The 25074-nt window shown below is 35.9% G+C and carries 22 protein-coding genes, 3 tRNA genes and 1 riboswitch; of the genes, 15 read left to right on the top strand and 10 right to left on the bottom strand.

The genetic code is table 11. The features are described 5' to 3' along the window. The first annotated feature begins 8 nt into the window (after positions 1-8). The 3 genes from PFY10_15430 to PFY10_15420 all read left to right on the top strand — a co-directional run bounded on the left by PFY10_15430 (position 9) and on the right by PFY10_15420 (position 2532). Complete coding sequence (locus PFY10_15430) at positions 9-863, top strand: LytTR family DNA-binding domain-containing protein (protein ID WBV55616.1); 855 nt, start codon at positions 9-11, stop codon at positions 861-863. Between the two features lie 89 nt (positions 864-952). Then, a complete protein-coding gene (locus PFY10_15425) occupies positions 953-1744 on the top strand; it encodes a CPBP family intramembrane metalloprotease (GenBank protein WBV55615.1) in 792 nt (263 codons plus the stop codon). A gap of 20 nt (positions 1745-1764) precedes the next feature. Continuing rightward, a complete protein-coding gene (locus PFY10_15420; GenBank protein WBV55614.1) occupies positions 1765-2532 on the top strand; it encodes an RNA methyltransferase in 768 nt (255 codons plus the stop codon). A gap of 73 nt (positions 2533-2605) precedes the next feature. On the opposite strand, the gene PFY10_15415 is transcribed toward PFY10_15420, so the two are convergent. Next, entirely contained in the window at positions 2606-2947 is a 342-nt protein-coding gene (locus tag PFY10_15415; GenBank protein ID WBV55613.1) for a hypothetical protein, read from the bottom strand. 183 nt (positions 2948-3130) lie between these two features. Here PFY10_15415 and PFY10_15410 point away from each other — a divergent pair, with 183 nt between their 5' ends. Together PFY10_15410 and PFY10_15405 are read left to right on the top strand one after the other, a co-directional pair. Then, positions 3131-4312, top strand: a complete 1182-nt coding sequence (locus PFY10_15410; protein WBV55612.1) for a hypothetical protein — start codon at positions 3131-3133, stop codon at positions 4310-4312. After that, positions 4296-4880: a hypothetical protein gene (locus PFY10_15405; protein WBV55611.1), complete on the top strand. Its 585-nt coding sequence runs from the start codon at positions 4296-4298 to the stop codon at positions 4878-4880. Before PFY10_15410 ends, PFY10_15405 begins: the two co-directional genes overlap by 17 nt. Here PFY10_15405 and PFY10_15400 read toward each other — a convergent pair. Beyond that, positions 4829-5374, bottom strand: a complete 546-nt coding sequence (locus PFY10_15400; protein WBV55610.1) for a 5-formyltetrahydrofolate cyclo-ligase — start codon at positions 5372-5374, stop codon at positions 4829-4831. The genes PFY10_15405 and PFY10_15400 overlap by 52 nt on opposite strands. A gap of 47 nt (positions 5375-5421) precedes the next feature. Further along, positions 5422-6792, bottom strand: coding sequence for a rhodanese-related sulfurtransferase (locus PFY10_15395; GenBank protein ID WBV55609.1), 1371 nt, complete (start codon positions 6790-6792; stop codon positions 5422-5424). Between the two features lie 376 nt (positions 6793-7168). On the opposite strand from PFY10_15395, the gene PFY10_15390 reads away from it, so the two are divergent. Continuing rightward, positions 7169-8698 carry a trypsin-like peptidase domain-containing protein gene (locus PFY10_15390; protein ID WBV55608.1) on the top strand — a complete coding sequence of 510 codons (1530 nt, stop codon included), beginning with the start codon at positions 7169-7171 and terminating at the stop codon, positions 8696-8698. A gap of 49 nt (positions 8699-8747) precedes the next feature. On the opposite strand, the gene PFY10_15385 is transcribed toward PFY10_15390, so the two are convergent. From PFY10_15385 to PFY10_15375, 3 genes are all read right to left on the bottom strand, one after another. Further along, complete coding sequence (locus PFY10_15385; protein WBV55607.1) at positions 8748-9203, bottom strand: hypothetical protein; 456 nt, start codon at positions 9201-9203, stop codon at positions 8748-8750. Beyond that, on the bottom strand, positions 9203-9583 hold the full coding sequence (locus PFY10_15380) for a RidA family protein (protein WBV55606.1): 381 nt from the start codon (positions 9581-9583) through the stop codon (positions 9203-9205). Before PFY10_15380 ends, PFY10_15385 begins: the two co-directional genes overlap by 1 nt. A 128-nt stretch (positions 9584-9711) precedes the next feature. Beyond that, the gene (locus tag PFY10_15375; GenBank protein WBV55605.1) at positions 9712-12312 is read right to left on the bottom strand and encodes a putative LPS assembly protein LptD; all 2601 of its coding nucleotides are present in this window, start codon (positions 12310-12312) and stop codon (positions 9712-9714) included. 53 nt (positions 12313-12365) lie between these two features. On the opposite strand from PFY10_15375, the gene PFY10_15370 reads away from it, so the two are divergent. From PFY10_15370 to PFY10_15330, 9 genes are all read left to right on the top strand, one after another. Further along, positions 12366-13658: an N-acetylmuramoyl-L-alanine amidase gene (locus PFY10_15370; GenBank protein ID WBV55604.1), complete on the top strand. Its 1293-nt coding sequence runs from the start codon at positions 12366-12368 to the stop codon at positions 13656-13658. A gap of 58 nt (positions 13659-13716) precedes the next feature. Next, positions 13717-13791 (top strand) — tRNA-Glu (locus tag PFY10_15365). A gap of 11 nt (positions 13792-13802) precedes the next feature. Further along, positions 13803-14123 carry a hypothetical protein gene (locus PFY10_15360; GenBank protein ID WBV55603.1) on the top strand — a complete coding sequence of 107 codons (321 nt, stop codon included), beginning with the start codon at positions 13803-13805 and terminating at the stop codon, positions 14121-14123. A 67-nt stretch (positions 14124-14190) separates the two neighbouring features. Beyond that, positions 14191-14445, top strand: a complete 255-nt coding sequence (rpsT, locus tag PFY10_15355) for a 30S ribosomal protein S20 (protein WBV55602.1) — start codon at positions 14191-14193, stop codon at positions 14443-14445. Between the two features lie 11 nt (positions 14446-14456). Continuing rightward, a tRNA-Glu gene (locus PFY10_15350) sits at positions 14457-14528 on the top strand. Positions 14529-14598: 70 nt separating this feature from the next. After that, positions 14599-14670 (top strand) — tRNA-Glu (locus PFY10_15345). A 145-nt stretch (positions 14671-14815) separates the two neighbouring features. Then, complete coding sequence (locus tag PFY10_15340) at positions 14816-15475, top strand: FadR/GntR family transcriptional regulator (protein WBV55601.1); 660 nt, start codon at positions 14816-14818, stop codon at positions 15473-15475. A 64-nt stretch (positions 15476-15539) separates the two neighbouring features. Then, a complete protein-coding gene (locus tag PFY10_15335; protein ID WBV55600.1) occupies positions 15540-16748 on the top strand; it encodes an MFS transporter in 1209 nt (402 codons plus the stop codon). A 316-nt stretch (positions 16749-17064) separates the two neighbouring features. After that, positions 17065-17856 carry a T9SS type A sorting domain-containing protein gene (locus PFY10_15330; protein WBV55599.1) on the top strand — a complete coding sequence of 264 codons (792 nt, stop codon included), beginning with the start codon at positions 17065-17067 and terminating at the stop codon, positions 17854-17856. A gap of 254 nt (positions 17857-18110) precedes the next feature. Here PFY10_15330 and PFY10_15325 read toward each other — a convergent pair whose 3' ends face one another. Genes PFY10_15325 through PFY10_15310 form a run of 4 tightly spaced genes read right to left on the bottom strand, consistent with a single transcriptional unit; the run spans position 18111 to position 24777 of the window. Then, on the bottom strand, positions 18111-20384 hold the full coding sequence (locus PFY10_15325; protein ID WBV55598.1) for a DUF5074 domain-containing protein: 2274 nt from the start codon (positions 20382-20384) through the stop codon (positions 18111-18113). 25 nt (positions 20385-20409) lie between these two features. Next, complete coding sequence (locus PFY10_15320) at positions 20410-21603, bottom strand: cell surface protein (protein ID WBV55597.1); 1194 nt, start codon at positions 21601-21603, stop codon at positions 20410-20412. A gap of 13 nt (positions 21604-21616) precedes the next feature. Next, positions 21617-22753, bottom strand: coding sequence for a YncE family protein (locus PFY10_15315; protein ID WBV55596.1), 1137 nt, complete (start codon positions 22751-22753; stop codon positions 21617-21619). Further along, positions 22750-24777 carry a TonB-dependent receptor gene (locus PFY10_15310; GenBank protein WBV55595.1) on the bottom strand — a complete coding sequence of 676 codons (2028 nt, stop codon included), beginning with the start codon at positions 24775-24777 and terminating at the stop codon, positions 22750-22752. Before PFY10_15310 ends, PFY10_15315 begins: the two co-directional genes overlap by 4 nt. A gap of 111 nt (positions 24778-24888) precedes the next feature. Next, positions 24889-25073: riboswitch (cobalamin riboswitch) on the bottom strand. Position 25074 lies beyond the last annotated feature (1 nt).

Genomic DNA, 25074 nt, shown 5'->3' with positions numbered 1-25074 from the left:
TTTGTAAGATGAATCAGCGAGTTTCTTTTACATCCTTTCCCTATCCAAAATCGGAATCTCAAAAAGAGATTTTAATTTCCTCTGTACTTGCAGGAATTCTTATTTATCTGTTTTTAATAGTTTTTCAACCATTTGGAACGGATCAATTTCAGCATAGGCTTAAGTACCTTTTACTTTTTCCTTATTCCATTATTTTTGGAGCTGCTTTTTTTATCGTCAATCTGCTCACTATAAAAATCAACAACTGGAATATTGTTTATGAATTACTAAAAATAGCGGTCATCCTTTTATTAGCGTCTATCCCATCTTATTTTTATAATACATTATTCCTTAGCCATGTAAAACTGAGTTTCTCAAATTATCTCTACATGATTATGCTCACTTTTGCATTAGGCATTCCTATTTCTATTATTTACGTTCTATCAAGATATATTTATCTGAAAAAAAATCACGAAAACACTGCTGATAAGATTTCTGCTCAATTAGAGGAAATTGAACTTACTAGTCATTCGGAAAAAAAGACATTGGACATTATTGCCGGTACTACTCATTTACAAATTTCCGAAGATGATTTCCTTTGTGTCCAATCTCTTGAAAATTACTGTGCTATCTATTACATAGAATATAATTCTTTTAAAAAAGTTCTTTTGAGAATAAGCCTATCTAAATTATTGGATCAAATAGAAACCCATTCGATTAAAAGAAGCCATCGATCTTATATCGTTAACCTGACCAAAGTAACACATGTAAAAGGTAATGCGCAAGGCTATAAGTTAAGCCTCGAAAATATTGACTTCACAATTCCGGTTTCTAGAAGTTTCATTTCAACCACCATTAGTCATTTGCAAAGCCTGATTGAATGACCTTTGTTGCCCGTCACATTATCATGTTACTCGTCACATAAATTTGATTACAGGAATAATAAGCCACAATTTTGCTCAAATTTTCAAATATGAGTAAAACTGTTTATTTCTATACTGTATTTATCCTTGGGTTTTTAACCTATTATTTCTTTGATCTTTTCTGCTTTAAAACCATTCAGAATTTTAGCAATAAAACCATTAATAATAAAGTGATTGACCACGTGATTGCTTATTCCGTCACACTAATTCCTTTGATCCTAACAGCAAAGCTTTTATTCCCCAAAAAGAAACTATCTGAACTATTCTCTGTTGACAAGCCCATTTTTGTTGGATATGTTGTAGCCTGTGTAACAACTTTACCTATGCTAATTGGTTATTTTCTATTTTTTCATCTGGTGAAAGACATTCATTTTGATTCATTATTTATCAATACAGCATGTGCAGCTTTATTTGAAGAAATAATATTCAGAGCTTTCTTAATAGGGATTTTATATAGATATACAGGAATGGGCTTTATCACTTCCATACTATTTGGCTCCCTTCTGTTCGCGCAGGTTCATTTATATCAAAGTAGTGACACCAAAGAAATCATCGAAATACTAAGCATCACATTTTTAGGATCTATCCTTTTTGCATGGATCTATTTTGAATGGAATTTTAATCTTTGGATAGCAGTTTTTGTACACTTCTTCATGAATCTGTATTGGGAAATCTTTGCCGTTTCAGATAATGTTTCAGGCAATTTATATGGAAATATATTCAAATTCCTATCCGTACTCCTACTGATAGGTATTACCATCTATTATAAAAGGAAAAAGAAAATCCCTTTTAATATTACCATGAAAAGCCTTTTCTTAAAAAGGAGGGAAATTGAACAATAAATTTTGCATAATTTTGCAGGATGCTAATAGAAAGTTTCCAGAACGAAAAAATCAAGAACATTACTAAACTTCTTACAGATAACAGATTCCGAAAGAAATCCAAAGTATTTGTTGTTGAAGGGCAACAGGAAAATGAAAGGGCACAGAAATTTGATTTTGAACCGGTCGAATTTTATATCTGCGAAAAAATTTTCAAAGGAGAAACTCCTCTTGGGAAGGTATTTTATGTCAGTGAAAAAGTATATGAAAAAATTGCATATAGAGGCACTTCGGAAGGGATCATTGGAATTTATAAAATCAAAGAAGTTGACCTTTCCTCTTTTAAACCTAAAAAGGATGCAACTGTAATTATTGTTGAAGGAATTGAAAAACCAGGAAACCTTGGTGCTATTTTAAGAAGTTGCGAGGCCTTTGGAATAGATGCACTGATTATAACAGATGCAAAAGCTGATTTCTATAATCCTAATGTGATCCGATCAAGTGTCGGATGTCTTTTCGGAATGGAAGTATTCCAGGCCGGGAATGAAGAAACCCTTGATTTTCTGAAAAAGAATCAGTTCGATATTTATACAACCATTATGGACAAAGACTCTGAAGATCTCTACAAAAGGGATCTGACCCAAAAGTCTGCAATCTTATTCGGAACCGAGCATTCGGGTTTAAGTGATTTCTGGATTGGCAAAGGGGAAAATACATTAATTCCTATGGCAGGAAGTATAGATTCTTTAAATCTTAGTAATGCCGTAGCCATTACGTGTTACGAATCCCTGAGACAGAAAAAGGAATAAGGAAGATAATATATATAATAAAAAAACCGCTTCGCTGAGCGAAACGGTTCTTTTATTTAGTAACGTACTAGAATTATTTCTTAGCAGCGTCTTTAACTTCTTTAGCAGCTTCTTTAGTTGCATCTTTAGCAGCATCAGCAGCACCTTTAGCAGCATCAGCAGCTCCAGCAGCAGCACCTTTAGCAGCGTCAGCAGCAGCAGCAGTAGTTGCAGCAGCAGCACCTTTAGCAGCGTCTACAGTAGCAGTAGCAGCAGAATCAACAACTTGAGCAGCAGAATCAGCTACAACAGCAGCAGAATCAGTAGCAGCAACAGCAGCAGAATCAGCAGCACCTTCAGTAGAAGTAGCTTCAGTTTTTTTACAAGCAACTAGAGAGATTGCAGCGATAGCAGCTACGAATAACGACTTTTTCATAATAAATTAAATTTAATTTTGTTAATATTGTTTTATAAAATTTTCTTTCGTTCTGTTATTTGAACAAGACAAAGGTAGAGCAGATAGAAAGTTTGTCTATGAAAAATAATTGTAATACCTTTGTAAAACAATTTTACAAATAAGTACAACTGATAATCAATAACTTAATCACTTTATATAAACTTGACAGATTTAGATCTATTACACTTTGAGCAGCTGAAAAGGGATGTACAGGCTCAATATTTAGAAGAATACACTCCTTCCTATGATGATATTTCTAAATGGAAAGGGATTGATATTATCTATTTTCAGGAGGATCTTCGGAAAAAGGCGAAGGGAAACATCAGCGAAAAATCATTTTACACTTATTTCAAGAACTCACCGGTAACAAAATTGCCTAGGATAGACATGCTCAATTTATTGAGTATTTATGCGGGATACGACTCATGGTACGAGTTTAAAAAGCAACATCTTTTTGCAGGAGAATTATTACAGGATGAGAAAGATCTCAGCGATGAAGAACTGCAGGAATTGGAAGAAACGATCAACCAGCTACCTTCAACTCCAAAAAATGATGATCAGCCACAAAAAACGCCTATAAAAGGGCAAGAAAATGTTGATTTACAAAAATCAAATACTGAAAATCAAATAGTTAACCAAAATCAAAATTTCAACACTTTATCCGATACGGTTTCCCCTGAACCGGAAAAAAAGTTCATGAAAAAGAATGCCTGGGCCATGATAACCTCTATTTTAATTATCATTACCGGAGTTTTAGGCTTTAAGGATGAAATTTTCTCCAAAGAATATAAATATTGTTTCACAGATGCAGACAGAGGGGTTGCAGTAATCAATACCTTAGAAATAAAAGTATTTAAAGAAAACGAATCCCCGATCCTGTTTAAAATTAATCCGGGAGAATGTTTCAGGTATTCTACGAAGGATAAAATTCTGAAAATGCAGATCACGGCACCTTTCTACGAACCTCTAACTGTTAACAGAAGCCTGGAAAACGCCCCTGAGGAGGAAATGATCGAAATGAAGCCGGATGATTATAAAATGGCGGCTTATTACTTCTCTATCAAGGATGTAAAGGGAGGAAATCCGGAAGAACAATTTGCCCTGATCAAACAAAAAAGAAAACAGTTAGAAAATTTAATCAGCAACAGTGCCGTAATTTATCAGGTATATGACAACGATACGTATGGTATAGAAACTTTAGACAAACAAAAATATATTACCCTTGTGACGACTCCTACAACATCCCTGAAAAATTTAAAGGTGATTGAGATGAAAAAGGATGATAAGGGTAAAATAATATCTATTAAATTTAAAATTGCAAATACTGATGAAAAGAATAAATAAATTTTTAATTGCCTTATTACTGATAACAGCTTTTATTTCCTGTAACAATAAGAAAAGCGAGGTAAGTGATCTGGATAAATTGAGGAACAGCAATAATACAAAAACCTATCCGGCAGTTCAGATGGACAGTATGCAGGCTATTAATTCTATTACCAAGCAGAAAGTGCAGGAGCTTTTAGACTTATCTACATTATACCTGTCAGGAAAAAGAAATACGGAAATTGATACGGTAATTTACTCCCAGATGGAAAGCTATTTTCACAAACCGGACAGCCTTACCTTCAAAAATCTTTTCAGGGAACTAGACAGCTTAAAGGTGAAATCCGTGAAAGTAAATAACCTGGAAGTACATAAGGACTTTTATAAAAAAGATACTTTGGATTATGCAAAATTCAATGTAGAGTATTTCGACGATAAGAACAGATCACTTGGAACTTTTGAGAAAAACGCTCAATACACCCTTATGTCAAAACCAATAAAATTCAAAAAAGAATTCAAATTTTACTTTTTAAAATTCTATTCCTCTCCTGTAAAGAAAGACAGTACCTCAGTAGGAGTAACCAAATAATCTAAAGGGATATCATTTTCCCAGATATCATCTATAATCTCATCGGGATTGAAGTAATTCACCCCGATTTTTTTTGGTTTTCCGTAAAGTTCCTGAAAAAAGCTGTCATAAAAACCTTTTCCATATCCTACCCTATTTCCTAAACCATCGCAGTAGAGAACAGGGGTTATCACAAGGTCAAATTCCTTTATGCCGGAATCCTGATTGGAAACAGGCTCTGAAATCCCCCAGGAACTGGTTTCAAACAGGGAGTCTCTAAATATTTCAATTGAAATAAGCTTCTGATCAACAACTTTCGGGACGAAAACACGAATGCCACTGTTTAAGAAATACTCAACAAAAATCTGAGTATTGATCTCATTAAACTTTGCAATAGGAAGAAAAATATGCACCTTCTGACCTGGGAATGGCTTAAAAAAATTAACAAAATTTTTGAAAATCGCTTCAGATAACAAGAAAACCTCATCAGATGACAAGGTTTTTCTTTTTTGCATATATTCTTTTCTAAGTTCGGACTTTAGCATTTGTACTTCTCTTCTTGTTATACTCCTTCCGAAGGTTGTCCGACCTTATATAATTTATCTGACAAACGAATTCTAAAAGGAATTTCAAAAGTAATCTGATCTCCTTTTTTTGCCGTTTCACTTGAGCTTCCATTCACATAAATCTCAGTAATGGTCAATTCCTTTTCACCTGTTGTGGGCCCTGAAATCAATACTTTGTCACCCACGGTAAGTTCTTTATTTTCAATCAGGAATTGTCCGATCTTTGATTTTGAATAATAATGTTCTGCTTTCCCAATCAATACTTTTTTAACCGCTATTTTTTTGCGGATATCTTTGGTTTCGGCTTTTGCTAAAGGTTTAGCAGGTAAATCACCGGAATTCTTAAATTTCAAAGCATCGGATTTGCCTTTTCTGAAAACCTTGTTTCCTACCTGTAATCCTTTCCTTAATTTCACCTGTTCTTCCATTGGCAAATGTATGATATCCAAACACTCTGTAGAGCAGCAGTTTTCCATTGCCGCTTTACATTCATCACATTGGATAAAGAGTAGATGACACGCATCATTAGAACAATTGGTATGATTGTCACAAGGCTTTCCACACTGGTGGCACTGTGAAATGATATCATCTGTAATTCTTTCGCCTAAACGGTGGTCAAATACAAAGTTCTTACCGATGAATTTACTTTGTATTCCTTCCTCTTTTATCTGGCGGGTATATTCAATAATTCCACCTTCTAGCTGGAACACGTTTTTAAAGCCCTGATGTTTAAAATAAGCACTGGCTTTTTCACAACGGATCCCGCCGGTACAATACATCAACAGGTTTTTGTCTTCTTTAAAATCCTGTAATTGCTCGTTGATAATCGGTAAGCTTTCTCTGAAGTTTTCCACATCAGGTGTAATAGCCCCTTCAAAATGACCGACTTCACTTTCATAATGGTTCCTAAAATCAACCACAATGGTGTTAGGATCCTCAAGCATATTATTAAATTCCTGAGCTTTTAAGTGAACCCCTTTATTGGTTACGTCAAAAGTATCATCATTTAATCCATCGGCAACGATTTTATGTCTGACCTTTATTGTTAATTTTAAAAAAGAATGATTGTCTTGCTCAACAGCTACGTTCAAACGAATTCCTTTCATAAATTCATACACCTCCAGTGTATCGCGGAAAGCCTCAAACTGATCTGCAGGAACGCTCATCTGAGCATTGATTCCTTCGTGAGCAACATAGATACGCCCTAAAGCATCAAGTGCATTCCAGGCTATAAATAATTCGTCGCGAAATTTTTTGGGATCTTCAATTTTGGCATACGCATAGAAAGACAATGTAAGACGTTCCTTACCGGCTTCATCAATAAGTTGAGCTCTTTCTTCTGCGCTTAAGGTGTTGTACAGTTGCATGCTATAAACGTTTTAAGTGAGAAAAATTTTTGCAAAGATAATCATTTTTTCTATTAGCCCTATTCTCGGTTTAAAACACTATCTTTAATGGTGCTGAAGAAAAAGATTAATAAATATGGTAATTTGTTGTATGAAAATACAGATAATTTAACCTTTGTGACAATACAACCATCTATATGTCATATTGTCTTTAATAAATTTTTAAGTTTCGTTAATTGAGATTTCATCAATTATCAGTAGTACCATAAAAATACCGTATTCCTGTTAAATTTTAGTTAAAGTTGAAACACATTGCACTAATTGCACACCTATTTAGCATTAAATTTGTTTACTGTAAAACCAGAATTAATTAATAAAAAATAAAAGAAGATATACAATGAAGAGTACTTTAAAAAAACTATTACCATTTGCTGTAGTAGGAGTTATCTCAGGAGCTACTACCGTTGGCACGATACAATATTTCGGTCACAATGCCAACAACGGAGACCAATCTTATTTTACTAAATCTGCCAATACTTCTTTCGCTGGAATGAATACGGCAGCTACAGGAGATGATTTTGTAAAAGCTGCAAAAACAACAGTTCCTGCTGTAGTTACCATTAAAAATTACCAGACCAGGACTTCAAGCAGAGCGTCGGAGCAGGATTTATTTGATTTCTTCTTCGGAGATCCTTTTGGAGGAAGAGGCGGACAACAAAGACAGAAACAACAACAGATTCCGGACAACATGCCTTCAGGGATGGGTTCAGGAGTTATCATTTCTCCGGACGGGTATATCATTTCAAACAACCATGTTGTAGCAGGTGCCAATAAACTGGAAGTTGTTTTAAGCAATAAAAAGTCATATATCGCTACATTAGTAGGAACCGATCCTAATACGGATATTTCCTTATTAAAGATAGAAGAAAAGGGACTACCCTATTTGAATTTTGCTAATTCAGACAACATTGAAGTAGGGCAATGGGTTCTTGCTGTAGGTAATCCGCTTGGGTTGAACTCTACGGTAACTGCCGGTATTATTTCTGCAAAAGGAAGAGGAATCGGCATTCTTGGATCACAAGGAAAAGCAAGTAATCCGATTGAAAGTTTTATCCAGACAGATGCTGCTATTAACCCTGGAAATTCAGGAGGAGCCCTTGTAAATGCCAATGGCGACCTGATCGGGATCAATTCGGCCATTCAATCTACCACAGGTTATTATCAGGGATATGGATTTGCAATCCCTTCTAACCTGGCAAGAAAAATTGTTGAGGACATTAAAAAGTTTGGAATTGTACAGAGAGGATTCTTAGGAGTTGCTTCTTTAGACCTTTCAGATGATCAGCAGGTTGCTATGTACAACAAGCAGAAAAAAGCCAACGTTAAAGTAGGTTCCGGAGTTTATGTTACAGAAGTTACGGACAACAGTGGTGCTGAAAATGCAGGAATCAAAAACGGAGATATCATCACTAAAATAGACGGAACATTAATTACAGACTTTGCAGATCTTTCTATGGCGGTAGGAAGCAAACGTCCTGGTGATAAAGTTCAGGTTACTTATCTGAGAAACGGTAAAGAAAATGTGACTACGGTTACTTTAAAAGACCAGAAAGGAGGAACTTCTACGAGAACTAAGGCTGACCTTAGCGTTACAGAAAAAATAGGATCTGAATTTGAGCCATTAAGTGACTCCTTTAAAACCAGCTACGGACTAAACAGTGGTGTTATCGCTAAAAACGTATCAGAAGGAAGCGAAATGGCTAAAATAGGAGTTGTAGATAACTATATCATTATAGAGATCAACGGTAAGCCTGTAAACTCACAAAAAGATGTTGAAAAGATCCTTGACAAGTATCAGGGAAATGTTCAGGTGAAGTTTGTGGATGAATATGGAAGAATCTATACAAAAGGTTTCAAAATGCCTTAATCAATAAAGAAACTATAAATAAAAAAACGCTGCAAATGCAGCGTTTTTTTTATTTTGTTTTATTCATTTTATCAGCAATCCTCTTTTTCTTATTCCTCTCATAAATAACTTCTACAATCTTACCTCCGATCCAGGAGAAAGGGAAAAAGGTAAGAAATATGGAAATTTTATAAAATGTAGGATGGTAAGGAAATATAATAACATCCAGCATTGCTATGAACAGCATGATAAAACCAATGAGAATAGCATAGGCTACTTTAGCATATTTTACAATAATCGCGGTTGCCACACCTCCTATTGTTGTTCCTAAACCGGAAATAAACAACAGAAATCCAAAAAAGGCTCCGTCATTTCTCATGCTGTACAGAAATCTTTGCCAGTGTTCAAAAGGGGCAAAAGCGTCAAAAGTAATCCACTGCGGAAAAGCTCTTATACCAAGAGTAATAATAAGCCCTGCAATACCAAGACCTACCAACACCGCAAATGTATTTCTTATAAAGCTCATTAATCCTGATGTGCAATCATCGAAATTTCAATATCAACATTCTTAGGCAGGCAAGATACCTGTACCGTTTCACGAGCCGGATAGCTTTCTGCATCCAGATAAGATGCATAAATATCATTCATCACAGCAAAATCATCCATACTCTTAAGAAATATTGTCGCTTTTACAACGTTTTTAAAAGTCATCCCAGCTTCAGTAAGAATTGCCTCAAGGTTTTTCATTACCTGATGAGTTTCTTTCTCAATTCCTTCTACCAATTTACCTGTTGCAGGATCTACAGGAATCTGACCTGAAATATATAAAACTCCGTTAGCCATATTTGCTTGTGAGTAAGGTCCGATTGCTGCAGGAGCATTAACTGTGTTGATTATTTGTTTCATATGTGGATATTTATTTTTTTATCTATACTATCACCATTTGCTTTATCCCTCTTCCGGGACTTTAATGGATTCAGCAAAATTTATTTTGGGTGCAAATATAAAATTTATTCTCAAAACTCCACCTTATATTAGAAAGGTGCATTCGGTTGGGTAAAACTTCTATCCTTATATTTAAGTGCATCACTCAAAATATTAGCTTTTATCCCTATAAAAAAGTCATATACCTTATATTGTCCGAAAGGAACCCAGTTAAAATTAATCGTAAAACTTCGCTGATCCCTGGAGAACCCTATCCTTGTATATGCCAGCTGTTTGGTGATCATATCATAGTGTGTACTCCCGTTAATGTTCCAATAAGGAGTAAGCTTAATACTTCCATCCAATCCTACTGAAGCAATTTTCGTCCCAAATCTGGATAAGTTTTTGGAATAAGCGTAGTTTGCATTAACATTCAAAGTCCATGCCTGATCAAAATGAGCATAATGATCATCATCGAAATAATAATTTTCATTTCTTATTTCTCCTTTAGACTGGTATTTTTTAGCATAATCTGTTTTAGCTCCAAAGATCTCACTGCTTAAAGGATATGACACCTGAATATTGAACCCCTGTACACTAAATCCCCCAAAACGTTCAGTCCTGATACCAGTATCTGATCCCGGAACAAAAAGAATTTTATATGGATCTAATGACAGGCTGGTATTAACACTTAATTTATTCTCAAAAAATGAAGATTGTCCGTTAATTGAGAAAATTGACCATGGATGGTCTTTAGCAGCAAAATTATAACTTCCGGAAAGATTTAATGATTCGAAGATTTTTATTTTCTTCACTCCTGTAGAGTCTTTCTTAGACTTTACCTTCATTTCAATGTTATTCCCTATATTAAAACCTAATGATCCTTGCATACCACTTGTAGGCGATCCTACAATCCCACCGTCAAAAATAGAATAAGGAGTTAAAGCCCCGTTGGCATCATAATAATTCTTATAGTACCCGAATCCAGGTTTTCCGAAGTCAGGAGAATAAGTGAATCCGATACTTGGGGTCATCATATGCCTGATGGCTTCTATTGCAGATCCTTTTTTGAAATTAAGCATTCCGTATAATGTAGTCTGTAAACTCGCTGTACTTGAAAAATAAGAATATCCTGCAATCTGCTTATTCACCTGGTCTACCACTTTATTGGAATTGTTGCTTAAAGGATCATAATATCTGGTAAGGGTCTTTGTTGTCAGGGCATTATTAATTGTAGTTCCTAAACTGAAGGTAAAATATTTAGCAACGGTGGTATTCGTCCCTAAAGTAATATTATTCGTAAGACCTGTTTGAAGCTTATCCCACATAGCCTTAGTAAATAGCTCCCCTTCGTTTGTTGTCACAAAGTTTGTTAAATTTAATCCGGTATTTACCGTAATATTTTCCAGAAGACCTTGTCTTACTCCTGTTTTTGATTTAAATAAATAAAACTGATTGATTGCAACGTTCATTTGCGGCAAACGAAGATCTGCCAATCCGGTAGCAAAGTTCTGTGAATACGATGCCGTTGCCGTAACAGTAGCAGGAAGTTTTAAGAACCTTTTAGTCACGGTAACCGTCGAGTTCTGCTGTGTATTCAATACATTCTGATTGAATATATAGTTATTGTTGATGGTATTATTATAGAATTTATTACTTACGATATCTACCGATGCAGAAAATGTAAGAAACGGATTTGCTTTTGTATCCTGCGTATGTCTCCAGGCAATCCTGTATGTACTGCTTCTTGAATAATCGTCCAATCCTTTAATTCCTCTGATGGTCGTTCCTATATCAGCGGTGAAATTCCCCGAGTACCTGTATTTCTTTACATAGTTCATTTCCGGTCTCACGTTCCAGCTTCCTTTCGTATAAATGTCAGCAAGGACTTTCATATCAAAATGGTCTCCAATGGGCTGATAGTATCCGATGCCATTCAGGAAAAACCCTACATCCTGTCTTTCCCCGAAACTGGGGATCAGGATACCTGCAGACCTTTTACTGGAAAACGGTAAAATAGCAAAAGGCATAATTAGAGGTGTAGGCACCTGCTCTATATACATTTGTATCGGTCCTGTAATAATCTGGGATTTTTCTTTGGTTTTTACCAGTTTGATATTGGAAGCGAGCAAATGGTAATCTGCAGCAGTATCTTTTTTCTTCAGGAAATACTCATCTGTAGTATATAATGCGTGTCTCATTGCAAAAACAGAGTCATTATACTTTTTTGTTTTATTGGCAATGATTACCCCTTCACTCTCTTCTGTTCGTGCATTATAGGCAATCGCCTGTCTTGTCTTATAATTATAATTGAACTGATCCGTCTCATACTTTTTCCCGGCCTGGGTAGTAAGTACAGGTTCTATAATCTTCTTTCCTAAAGAATCCTGCTTTCCACGGGCATAGATCAGATTTTTCTGCTCATCAATAGAAATATAATCCGCATCAATCTGCATATCCTGATATTTTACCTGAGCTTTTTGGTTCAGGTATATCATTTTTTTAGGGAAATCTCTCCGGATATTATCTGCTTTTGTCATAAGAACATCATCTAATGATTCCTTCTTTGCAACAATGGTATCCTTTTTGGAAATAGTATCATTAATTACCGTATTTTTAGGCAATTTTTCAGGGGTTTTCTGTGCTAAAAAATTGTTAAAAATTAGGATAATTAAAATTTGTAATATATTTTTGAGGACGGTTTTGGCCAATTTTATTGTATGTAATTAAGGCTCAAAATTAATATAATTTTTAAAACTGTAAGATGTACAAACAAAAATTTAAAATAATTTTATCATTTATCCTCATTCTTTTGAGCCAATTTATTTTTTCACAAAAAAAATTTACGATCGTTTTAGATGCAGGACATGGAGGCAGTGATTCAGGGGCGAAGAGGACTTATAGTGATATTGGACTTCTTGCTGAAAAAGATGTAACCCTTTCAGTTGTCCTAAAATTAGGAAGGATGCTTGAAAAAAATAAAGACTTTAAAGTAATCTATACCCGCAAATTTGACGAATATCCTTCTCTTTCCGACAGAACCAATCTCGCGAACAGAAGCAAAGCTGACCTTTTTATCTCGGTACACTGTAACTCGGCACAAAGATCTTCAGCTTACGGAACGGAAACTTATGTACAGGGGCCCGACCAAAATGACACCAACCTGGAAGTTGCCAAAAGGGAAAATGATGTGATCTTTCTTGATGAAAAAGACAGACAGACCTTTGGTTCCTATGATGCCAGCTCTCCGGAATCTCTGATCGCCTTAAAGCTTCAGCAAAGCAAATACCTCGAATCGAGCTTATTATTCGGTGGATTGGTAGAAGATAACTTTGTAAATAAAGACAAAAGATTTTCAAGAGGTGTTTTCCAAAAGAACCTGCACGTTCTTCGTATGAATGCAATGCCTTCCGTACTTATTGAGACCGGATTTATCAATCATGCAGAAGAAAGTCACTATTTAGCCTCGGACAGAGGACAGGAAGAGATTGCAGAAAGTATCTATCAGGCGATTATCGATTATAAAAAAGCAATTGACAGAAAGTCAGGAGGTCCTTCTATGATCGCAACCAAAAAGCCTGAACCAGAAAAACCTGTAGAAGTTGCATTAAAAAATGATTTCAGAATTCTGCTAATGAGCTCCCCTACTAAATACAATGATGGAGATCCAGCTCTTAAAGGATTGAATTACATTCTTCCTATCAAAGAAAACGGACTGTACAAATATTATTATGGAGTAACGAATATGGCTTCCGTAAAAGATATTAACCTTAGAACAGCCAAAGATGCCGGATTCAAAAATGCATTTGCCGTAGGATTTATGCCTAACCAAAAACTAAGTACCGGATACTATACGATAGAGGTATATGTAGGAGATAAATTAAATGGTAACTCATTTATTCTCCAGACCCTGAAAGACGTGGAAAGGAATAAAGAAAGTGGAGTTTTCTACTACACTTATGGAAAAGTATACACATTGGAAGATGCTGTGAAAATCCAGAAAGAGCTTGAGACAAAGGGCATTAAGAATACTATCATACAAAAAGTTTACAGATAGTGTAAAAAATAATTTTGAAGTTAAGAAGTTAATTATTACTTTTGCAACCTCAAAATTTGGCCTATTCGTCTAGTGGTTAGGACTCAAGATTTTCATTCTTGCAACAGGGGTTCGATTCCCCTATAGGCTACCAAATTTGATATCATGCCGGATTTAAAAATTCAAGAAGCAACATTGCTTTTTAAGAAGATCCACTCTAACCCAAAAAGTTACGACTTGAAAGTTAATGAAGATGGGATAATAGGCAGAGATGACAAGATAAGTTTCAGACTTTACAGGTATGGAGAGAGGGTAGCCTTTGAAGTAACTATAGATGGACTAACTTTCACCAATACTACTGGAGAATGGAACAACGCAATGATAATGTTGGGAAATATTATCAAGAAAATAGATAAGGAACAAGAAAATTTTAAAATAGAACAAGCAATAGACAAACTGAGAAAATATTTATCTGAAGAAAATTGAAATTATTTAAAAATAAATTTGGCAGATAAAAAAAAAGTTTTTACTTTTGCACTCACATTTGAACGATATGGCAAATCATAAATCAGCATTAAAGAGAATTAGACAAAACGAAGTTAGAAAAGTTCGTAACAGATACTACCACAAAACTGCTAGAACAGCAATGAAGGTTTTGAGAAATGAAGAAGACAAAGCTGCTGCTGCAGAGCAATTGCCAAAGGTTATCTCTTTGTTGGATAAATTAGCTAAGAAAAATATTATCCACAAAAACAAGGCTGCTAACTTGAAAAGTAAATTAACTAAGCACGTTAATAAATTAGCGTAATACGGATAGTTGGCCCGTTCGTCTATCGGTTAGGACCTCAGATTTTCATTCTGGTAAGAGGGGTTCGATTCCCCTACGGGCTACTAATAAGAGTTGTAAACTTATAAAAACAAAAAATCTAACACATTAAGACATCTTAGTGTAATGGTAGATGGCCCGTTCGTCTATCGGTTAGGACCTCAGATTTTCATTCTGGTAAGAGGGGTTCGATTCCCCTACGGGCTACAAAAGCTGCAAACAATGTTTGCAGCTTTTTGTTTTATAGTCCCTCTCATTCATAAAGACGGGATTTTTAAAAATTTATTTATATATCTCTTTGCAATATATACTATAAGTCCTAGCTTTGCAATCATCAGATGATAAGATGTATATGACACAGATCCAAAAAAAGACATTAGCTCAGGAAGTTGCAGAAAGACTCACCGAAGGAATACTCAATGAGACTTATTCAATCGGTGATCAGCTACCTACGGAGCCGGAACTGATGAAAGTATATGGTGTGGGACGCTCGAGTATTCGCGAGGCTATTAAAATACTATCCATTAAAGGTGTATTAAGTGTACAGCAAGGTGTCGGTACATTTGTGGTTTCAAAAAATGTCCAGGAATCTCTGGAAATCCAGATGAGCAATGCAGAAATTGAAGAAGTAGAAGAAGTACGATCTCTGCTGGAGTCAAAAGTTGCCGCAAAAGCAGCTCTCAATCATACAGAAGCTCAACTGAAAACCATAAAAGAATATCTGGATCTGAGAAATAAGTTTGCGGAAGAAAATATGGCACTCGAATGTTACCAGGCTGATATCAATTTCCATTTATCCATAGCGGAAGCGTGTGGAAATAAACTCCTGAAAGAAATTTATAAAATAGCGAGCAGACAAGTCCTCAGAGTCTTTGAAAGCAGCCATAAAAACAATACTGAAGCATTCAGGATTTCACAGAAATTGCATGCGGAACTCTATGAATATATTAGGAACAGAGATGCGGATAATGCGGCTCTTATTGCTGAAAAAATAATTCACAAACTATTATAAAAAAGACTTTCTATTAACAACTTAAAATTCATCAGATGACAAGATGAATTAAAACTATTATTCTATGAACACTGTACAGACAAAAACAATTGACACCCATAAGATTGTTTATCCCATTCTCTTTATGATCAGCTTTTCTCATTTTTTAAATGACCTGATCCAATCTACAATTCCTTCCTTGTATCCCATTCTAAAGGGAGAGTTTAAGCTATCATTTTCCCAGATTGGTATTATTACCCTGGTGTTCCAGCTTACCGCATCTATTCTACAGCCCTTTGTTGGTATATACACAGATAAAAAACCTAATCCAAGGTCACTGGCTATAGGTATGGCGCTTTCCATGGCAGGATTATTACTCCTTGCGGCAGCACATGAGTACTATGTTATTCTCATTTCAGTTGCACTCATCGGAATGGGATCTTCCGTTTTTCATCCTGAGGCTTCACGGGTTGCCCAACTGGCTTCCGGTGGCCAGAAAGGGCTGGCCCAGTCTATATTTCAGGTGGGAGGAAACTCGGGAAGTGCAATCGGTCCCTTATTAGTTGCACTTATAGTCCTTCCCTTAGGCCAGGGTTATGTGGGACTATTTGCTATAGCTGCTTTCATTGGTATTATTGTTTTATGGAGAATTGGAAACTGGTATGCTGAAAGGCTATCCATAAGAAAGACGGTAAAACATTCAGATATGGTCGTACACATAGATCTTTCAAGAAAAAAAGTAATATTCTCAATTACTATCCTTTTGGCCCTTGTATTTTCTAAATACATCTATCTGGCATCAATGACCAATTACTTCACATTTTTCCTTATTGATAAGTTTCATATTTCAGTAAAGGATTCGCAGCTGTATTTGTTCATGTTCCTTGCAGCAGTTGCAGTAGGAACGATCCTTGGTGGCAAACTGGGTGATAAATATGGCAGAAAGAAAATAATCTGGATTTCTATCTTGGGTGCTGCTCCTTTCACGCTTTGTCTTCCTTATCTTTCTTTGATGTGGACAGTTATTTTTGCAATTCTTATCGGATTGATCATTGCATCCGCTTTCTCTGCTATTCTGGTTTACGCTACCGATCTTATGCCGGATAAAATCGGATTAGTAGCCGGGTTGTTTTTCGGATTCATGTTTGGAATGGGAGGTATAGGATCTGCTGTTCTGGGGGCGGTAGCAGATGACACCAGCATAGAATATGTATTTAAAATATGTGCTTTTTTACCTCTTATGGGTATTATTACCGCATTTTTGCCTAATATAAAAGGAACAAAAAAACACTGATTATAATTATAAATTTGGCAAATGTAATCCCCCTTTATACATGGTAAAGGGGGATTATTTTTAGTCTCATTTTCAATAGATTATACATTAAGCCATCGTTAATTCTTAATGAATTTTTCACACTATAGGTAGAATTAAAATACATAATACAATATTTGACATCCCTTTATAGACAAGGGATTACTTCATTTTCAACGACTTGCTTAGGTTAAGGAAAAAATAAAAATCATTATTAAATCACATAAATATGAAATAAATACATTATCGTAACCTTTTTTTTTGTAATTTTAAAATTCTAAAAACTAATTTCTAACATATGAAAACAAATCTATTCGCAGGCCAAAGCATGACGAAAAAAGTAGTCTTGGCTTCCTTACTATTGTTCCTAATGAACACAATGTCTTTTGCACAACTTAACAAAGTGTACGCAAGCAGTCAAACAAACCGGGCATATGGTATCTGTGTTGCCTGTTTTGTACAAAATCCAGAAAACGCAGTAGGCAGTAACGAAAACGACTACTCTACCCTACTTGTTCCTATTGGATTATTAGGAAGAACAGAACAGACTCTGATTTTCCCTACGTCCAATATCCTTGCTGATACGAATAAACTTGTCATTGGTGTTGGTACAGATCAATCTATTCTTACTGCACAACTCATAGGAGGAATATCTATAGAGACATTTCTTGGTGATGTTTCCAATAATGATTATATGAATATGTTCGATGATGTTCTTAAGCTTGGTGGGACGGATGCAAGTAGAGGAGCTATTGAACTTACCATGAACAAACCTTTTGACCGTGTGAAAATAAGCCTTAACTCAGGATTGCTTAACCTTAATGGAGGTTTCCGTATTTATTACGCTTATCAGTACAAAGATCCACACATCAGCTTAATGGCATACAGCAAGAATGGTCAGGTTACCCTTGATGGAAATGTACCTTTCGAAGGATCTGACGTTGCTTTAATCAATACATCAGGAAAAGAAGTGTACCGTTCAAAACTAAAATCAAAAACGTTTGAATCTACACTACCGGAAGGAGTTTATATTATGACCCTTACAACAAAAGAAGGAAAAATATACTCTCGTAAAATCATGATTAAATAAAAAAACATGTAATAACAACATGTGAAAAATACGGCAGGCTAAAAGCCTGCCGTATTTATTTGTAATCAATTTAGAATAATCACGATCATTGTGCCACTGAATATTTTCAACTCTACGAGAGTAAGCATTCGGGTAATCAGTTAAAAAACGGATATATAATCTGTTTCATGGTATCTTACAAAAGCCCTTAACCTATATAAAAAACCCTCTATCACATGATAGAGGGTTTAATGTATAAACTATCATTTAAGAATTTAATTCTTAATAAATTTCTGCTGGTAAACTGCTTTATCAGTAACTACCTTTAGAATATAAATTCCCTTTGTAAGCGTGCTTACGTTGATTTGTCCATTACTGAACTGAGTAGGAATAATTTTTCCGGAAGCATCATATACTACCGTATTCAATACTTTATCCTGAGTTTTAATATTAAGAACATCTGTCGCAGGATTAGGATAAATCCCCAATTCAAGCTTTCTAACATCCGCTGTTCCTAATGTAGACAAATTAGCATTTACTACAAGTGATTTTTCCACAAGCTTTCCATTTGAATTAAAGCTTATAACAACTGTAGAAGTTCCCGTACTTTGCGGTGTTAATACCAACTCATCATTTGTATTAATCACAGCATTTACAACTCCTGAATTACTATTGGACTTTACAGTTTTTACAATAGCTAACGAAAGGTTATCAGCATCAGAAACCATTGTTTTAAGGTCGATGGTAGTCGTACTGTTCACAGTAGTTTGTGATGGGAATGTACTTTGTACAACTGGAGCAATAGTATCCGGGAACACAGTAACCGCAGGGAACCAATAATAATCATTTAATATTTTAGTATTGGTAAGAGTTCCTGTACTACTGAATGTATGTACCCAGTTTTTCTGATAGTGTGCTCCATAACCACTTTCTGTTGTATTCAAAATCAATTCATCCGTAACAGGATTTACACGCAAAGCAGCTCCATAAGGAATCTGCTTGTAAGTTCCCGTTTGTCCTGGAATTGCGGCAAAGCTTTCGTTAAATGTTTTATTGGTAACATCAAATTTCACAATCTGGCTACCCGAAGAGAATGCATTAATTGAGTTGATCCAGTACAGCGCATTTTGTTTGGTACTATACGTCAATCTTCCGGCATACCATGCTCCCCAGTCTCCAATGTATTTAGTGGTAGGAATAGCATAATCTGTTGTTACAAAAGTAGTAGGATGGATATTCACCAATTTCTGTTGCTGAATCGCCCAAACACTTCCATCTTTAGCCTGTACAATTGAATAAAATGCACCTGCAATAGTCTGAACAACAGCGTTGGTATTCGGGTTGATCACAAGAATTCCCCCGTTTTGTGTCACAGCAAATACATATTGCGATGTACGAATCATATTCCCAATCTGGCCTTTACCATTAGTTTCGGGCACTAAAGTTCCAACCTGCAAATTATCAATATCAAATAAAAAGATTCCGGTAGTGGTCCCAATATATCCCTTATGTTCATTGACACCCAGGAAAAACCTTCCGTCTCCTCCTCCAATAGTATTAAATCCAGCGATCTTTTGCATGGTAGTGGCATTCGCTACAACAAGTCTACCTCCAGGTGTATATTGTGTATCACCCCCATCAGCAGCCTGTTTCGAAATAAAGTAAAACTTATCACCATAGATCGTTCCATACTGTGTAGTAGCTCCGAATGCTTCATTATTGTTTTTGTCACTATATATCCTATAGTTGATCTGACCATTATTATTTACAAAATTAACAGAGCCATTGGTATGTCCATACCAATCTTCATTCACCATAAAATAACCATCTGTAAACGTTGCCGGTGAAGCATAAGCCGATACTGGTGTTAATGTTGTAGAAATCGGCTGATCAACCATTCCCGGATAAAAATTCCAAAGATCCCATGCTCCGTTTTCTAAAGTACGGCTGCTGGCACCTAAACTAGAATATCCAAAATCGGTATCTGTAGGATTCTTCACCCAATAAGACCAGTATCCGGTAGTCCAGCCAGACTTCCAGTGATCATTAGCCGCATCTATCGCTGTATAATCATCGAAATCATATGCTGTCGTATTGATGATACCATTTAAAGGATACAATGGATATGTTACATTGTTATTCTTGTATAATCCATTGGTCCCTTGTCCGTTCAGATCAAAACCAAGTCCTCCGATCGCTGTTCCGAAAGTAGTTCCCTGATACAGCAAAGAATAAAAACGGTGGTCCGCTTTAGCAATGGCCTTTAGCATATCCTCTCCTGTAGCATTTCCATCCCACTTAAATCCCCAAACTAAAGCATCAGGATTTTTTCCATCATTCCATTGGACAACAAAAGCCGCCTTTTTAGAACCCGTCCCCACCCAGTACTGAATATCAGAAAAACTGGTTACGGTAGTTATTGTTTTCAGCCCATTTTTATGTACTGAATTTTGTTTGATGTCATTTCGGGGCACGCCCTGAACTGTGACCTGTGCATTCGTGAAAAATGCAAAGAATAACAGTAAAGTTAAAAGATAGATCTTTTTCATTTTTAAATAAATTTATTGTTGAATTTTATTTTATGTATAAATCGTATGCTCCTGCTACTTCCGTAGACACTTCTCCCAGCCAGCCTGCTTCCTGATTGATTCCCGTGTGCACTTTTACAAAATCGATCCCCGGAAGCTTTACATATTTCCCGCTCTTATCTACAGCCCAGGAAATATCAATATTGGATGCCTCATCATTATTCGGAGCGTTATCCGCGTATCCAAAGTCATATGATTTACCAATCCAATAAGACCCATTTCCACTCTGATCGTAAAAATTGTTTTGTAATCTAGTTCCTGACAAGCTGTAAGAAGCATCAGAAATCCATAAAGGGAAGTAGCTGTGATCATGGAACCCGTTCTTGGTTTTAAATCCGGTATTTCCCTGATTATCCTGCCATTTAATATATTCGATATCAGTTTGCCATGGCTCACTTCCGGGAACAGGAAGTTTAGTTTCATTGGGTTTGAAATAAGTGATGCTGTAATTCTTTACGGTTGTATTTTTAAAATATTCACTTCCAGCAATTTCGTACCACTCATTATCATCAGGTTTCCCGTTTTTATTTCTGTCATAAGCCACCATAATAATTCCCGGCTCACAAGAACCCGAACGTGGATCGTTAGCATTATTTCCCCAGAAAGCATTTCCAAGAATCTTAAAATCCCGGCCGTTCATATTTGGAATCGTATGATCAAACCCAAAAACAACATAGCCCCCGAATCCTCCTAAACTGATCATTGTGGAATTTGAGCCGATTAAAGATTCCCTGGCTTTTTGCAACATAGTATTGGCTGTATTTCCAGCAAGATATTCAGGAATTTCATTGGTAAACTGTCCTATTGCAGGGCGGAAATCCAGTACACTGGCAATATATTTACTGTAGGAATCTGTCTCCTTATTTACAATAATGGTAGATTGATATGTTTTCACATTTCCATTTTGTTCTATTTTCAGTGTCAGTGGATATGTTTTCGCGTAAGGGCTGATAAAATCGAGTTCGGATCCTTCAGAAATAATGGAATCTTTAATACTCCAGGTCAGTTTACCAGGAACATTTGCGGGAATATTCAGTACCTTAAAACGATTGATCGTGTAAGACTCTTCCAATCCCTTAAATGAAGACTCTTCATCTCTGTCACTTTTACATCCTGACATTCCGGTTAAAAGAAATATAACCAGTACAGCAGGTATTATTTTTAAAATTTTTCTGTCCATATCTAAGATTCAGTTATTTATATAAAAAGGTAAAGTGAGCCGGAATATTCCCTCCTTCCGTTTTCCATTTAAAATGACCACTTTTATTAAAGCAATAGACAAATCCCGTGGATACATAATTCCTCGCATCGGTAATATAAATATCCTCAGTAATGGGATTTACAGCAATTCCATAAGGAGCCTTGATTGCATCTGCATATTCCTGATCGATAATTTTATCAGAAATCACCTGTTCGGTATTTACATCAATAATTCCAAAAGTTTTAGTGTAAGAATGGGTATTATAATTGAATTCATTTCCATAGTAATAAAGCTTATCATTCACAATGGTCATTTCACTCACTGCGAGATGAAAATCTTTTTTCACAGTTCCAGTTGCTGCATCAACGAGGAATAAACTTGACGGTACATTGTAATAATCTCCTCTTGAGCTTACATACAAATCCCCGTAATTATCCTTTTTAAGGCGGTGAAGGTTGATTGCAACATTTATTTTTTTACTTTCTGTAAATGTATTGAGATCGATCACAGAAACAGTTTTATCATAATTTGGAACCATATACCCTCCTGAATTAGCTACAAAAAGCTGGTTTCCCACAATCTCAATTTCTTCAGGCTGATATCCTACGGTAACTTGTCTTTGAATGGCCAGGGAAGTCGTATCAATCTCTACAACTTTTCCTTTAGGAGAATTAGGATTAATATCAACCGGCCCAGCGTAACTGCTGGCATAGGCTTTTCCATCTTTGAATTTAATGTACCTGCAGTTTTGTAACTGGATTGTTTTGATTCGCTTTGCTGTTTTTGCATCCAGCACCTCGATTTTATTGGATACATTCACCACAACATACAATTTACCTCCGTAAATCTGAATATCATTTCCCACATCGCCTAATTCTTTGACAACATTGGGATTAATTTCTGCATAAATATTCCTTCTGTAGTTTCCTGTTGTATAATCAAAAAAATCAAGTGTGCATTTATTGCTCCCCATATTTCCTTCATTCAAAACATAAAAACCTTTGATTGCAGTATTTTCCGGTTGTGTAAGACCCGTCTCAACTTCTTCTTTCGGAGTGTATTCATCTGTTCTGCATGACAGTAATGAAAACGCAATGAATAAGAACACGTAATAGCTTATTTTTTTCATAATGTATAGCTTACAATAAGTTTAAAATTTCTTCCTGGCATTGGATAGTTCCTTACCACATCATAGTGCTGATTCAAAGTATTATTGACCTCAAAGCTTACCTTGAACTGGTGAGAATACCAGTTAAACTTTTTCTGAATCGATAAATCGTGCGTATACCAGGGTCTGATGAGATTATATTCAATATTGTTTTGTTGTGCATCATAACGTTTCCCCGTATACATAAAGCTATAATTAAAGCTCCACTCCTTATAATCAGCCATCAAAGTAAAAGTTCCTGAATGCCATGGCACATAAGGAATCTGATCTCCATAATATGACTCTCCTTTTTCAGTAAAATCGCGTGCACTTTGGTAGGTATAGCTCAACAATGGCTTCAATATTACTTTCCCAAGGTCCAGCTCAGCCTGTATATTCACATCTGATCCTATGATCTGAACATCTCCAAGATTCGTCATCATCCATCTGAAAAGATTGGTTGTGGGTACTGCAATGATCTTATTTTCCACTTTGTTATAATACCCGTCTGCCTTGAAGTAAATACTTTTCAGAACCTGATGGTCGTAAGTCTTCTGATAAGTAAAACCTATGTCATATTGATTGGTAAATTCAGGTTTAAGAAAAACATTCCCGATCATAGTATAGTACAGGTCATTGAAAGTCGGCATTCTAAAAATCCTTTTATAAAATGCTCTCACTGTTAAATTCTTAAAGGCCAGTGGCTGGTAACTCAAAAATACAGAGGGTGTCCATTCACTCTTATCCGGCGACTTTGAATTACGTTCAACATTCTCCCGAATAAAAGTGCCTAAAACACTTCCAAGAAATTTAAACCGGTTCCATTGGTAAGTGGTTGCAAAAGCAACCAATGAGGTATAACGTGTGGGAAATGAGAAAAGCTTAAGATCGGAATCCAGATTATTATACTGGAAATCAACATTAGCACTAACATCCCAGTTTGGTGTAATTGAGTAGATATTGGAAGATGATAAATATAATTCTCTCTGGATATATGTATTATCTGTTTTTAAAGCCGTTTCAGCTACATTTACCGTATCCATATACCGGGTATAGTCGTAGGCAAATTTAGCTTTGAGCTGAGTCTCAAATTTTGGAAATATTTTTTTCCTTAGGTGAGCCTGAACAAAATAATTTCTATCAAGTAATTTTTGTCCTTTCGGATCAAAACCATTATTCACAATTGCTGAGGGAATCCCACGATCTGAAATATATCCGTAGCCCCGGACATTCCAGTCTCCATTATTCAGATTTCCCTGCAGGCTGGTCTCAAATCTTTTGGCAGTAATATAAGAATCATATCTTGTTGCAATTGTATCATTGGCTATAGTACCATCGGGGCGTTTTTTCTGGTATTTGTATTTATATTGTCCGTCACTCTGTATAAATTCGGAGCTGAAACTTGCGGAAATTTTATCTGAAAGCTTTTGCTCCAATCGAAATGACGGGTTGAAAAGATCGATTGAGCTGTTTTTTATTCTAAGTACAAGATTCGTTTTTTTATTTCCGGAGAAATAAGGAGTCTTGGGTTGGAGATAAATTGAGCCGGAAGATCCAAAATCTTTTGCAGGCTGAAAGATCTCACTTTTCTGTCCGTTGTATAATGAAATTTCTCCGATATCATCCAGCGAAAACTTTCCCAGATCGATAACCCCGTTTTGTGCGTTTCCCAATTGAATCCCATCATAGAAAACACCGACATGCTGGCTACCCATGCTTCGGATATTAACCGTTTTCAATCCGCCAATTCCACCGTAATCCTTGATCTGTACTCCCGAAAAATAGCGTAATGCATCGGCTACGGACTGGCTGTTCAACCTTTCCAGCTGTTCTCCTGAAAGAGTTTGAGCGGGAAGAATTTCTTTAAAATCTTTTTTATAAATGGTAACCGGAAGGATCCCTTTTTCCTTTATACTATCTCTTGACTGAGAAAAATAAAGCTGGTTAATTAGCACAAGGATTGTGATAATTATTTTTTTAGTTGTAAAAGTAAATTTCGGTTCCATTAGCTCATTGAAAATAATCTTGACACTAATGGATATAAGAAAGCAGCAATAACATAGTACAGCCATAGCTGCACAGAAGCATTGTTGTCCTTAGCTTTATTCCACGAAAGCATCAAACTTTAATCTTCTGGCAGGTCTTCTGACTTACTCCATTTTTGAAATCCTTCCCATTAAAAACAGTGGATATATACATCAAAAATTTTGGTTTAGAGTTTACAGCAGCGGGTCTGTTCCGGATTTACACCGGATTCCCTTTTAAAAGCCTTTTACAGCTCACCAGATTCCGGCAAAGATAGA

Origin of the sequence: Chryseobacterium daecheongense (assembly GCA_027920525.1) — a bacterium.
Taxonomy (GTDB): Bacteria; Bacteroidota; Bacteroidia; order Flavobacteriales; family Weeksellaceae; genus Chryseobacterium; species Chryseobacterium proteolyticum.
Note: the sequence above shows the minus strand (reverse complement) of the source record. Positions and strands in the feature narration are given on the sequence as shown.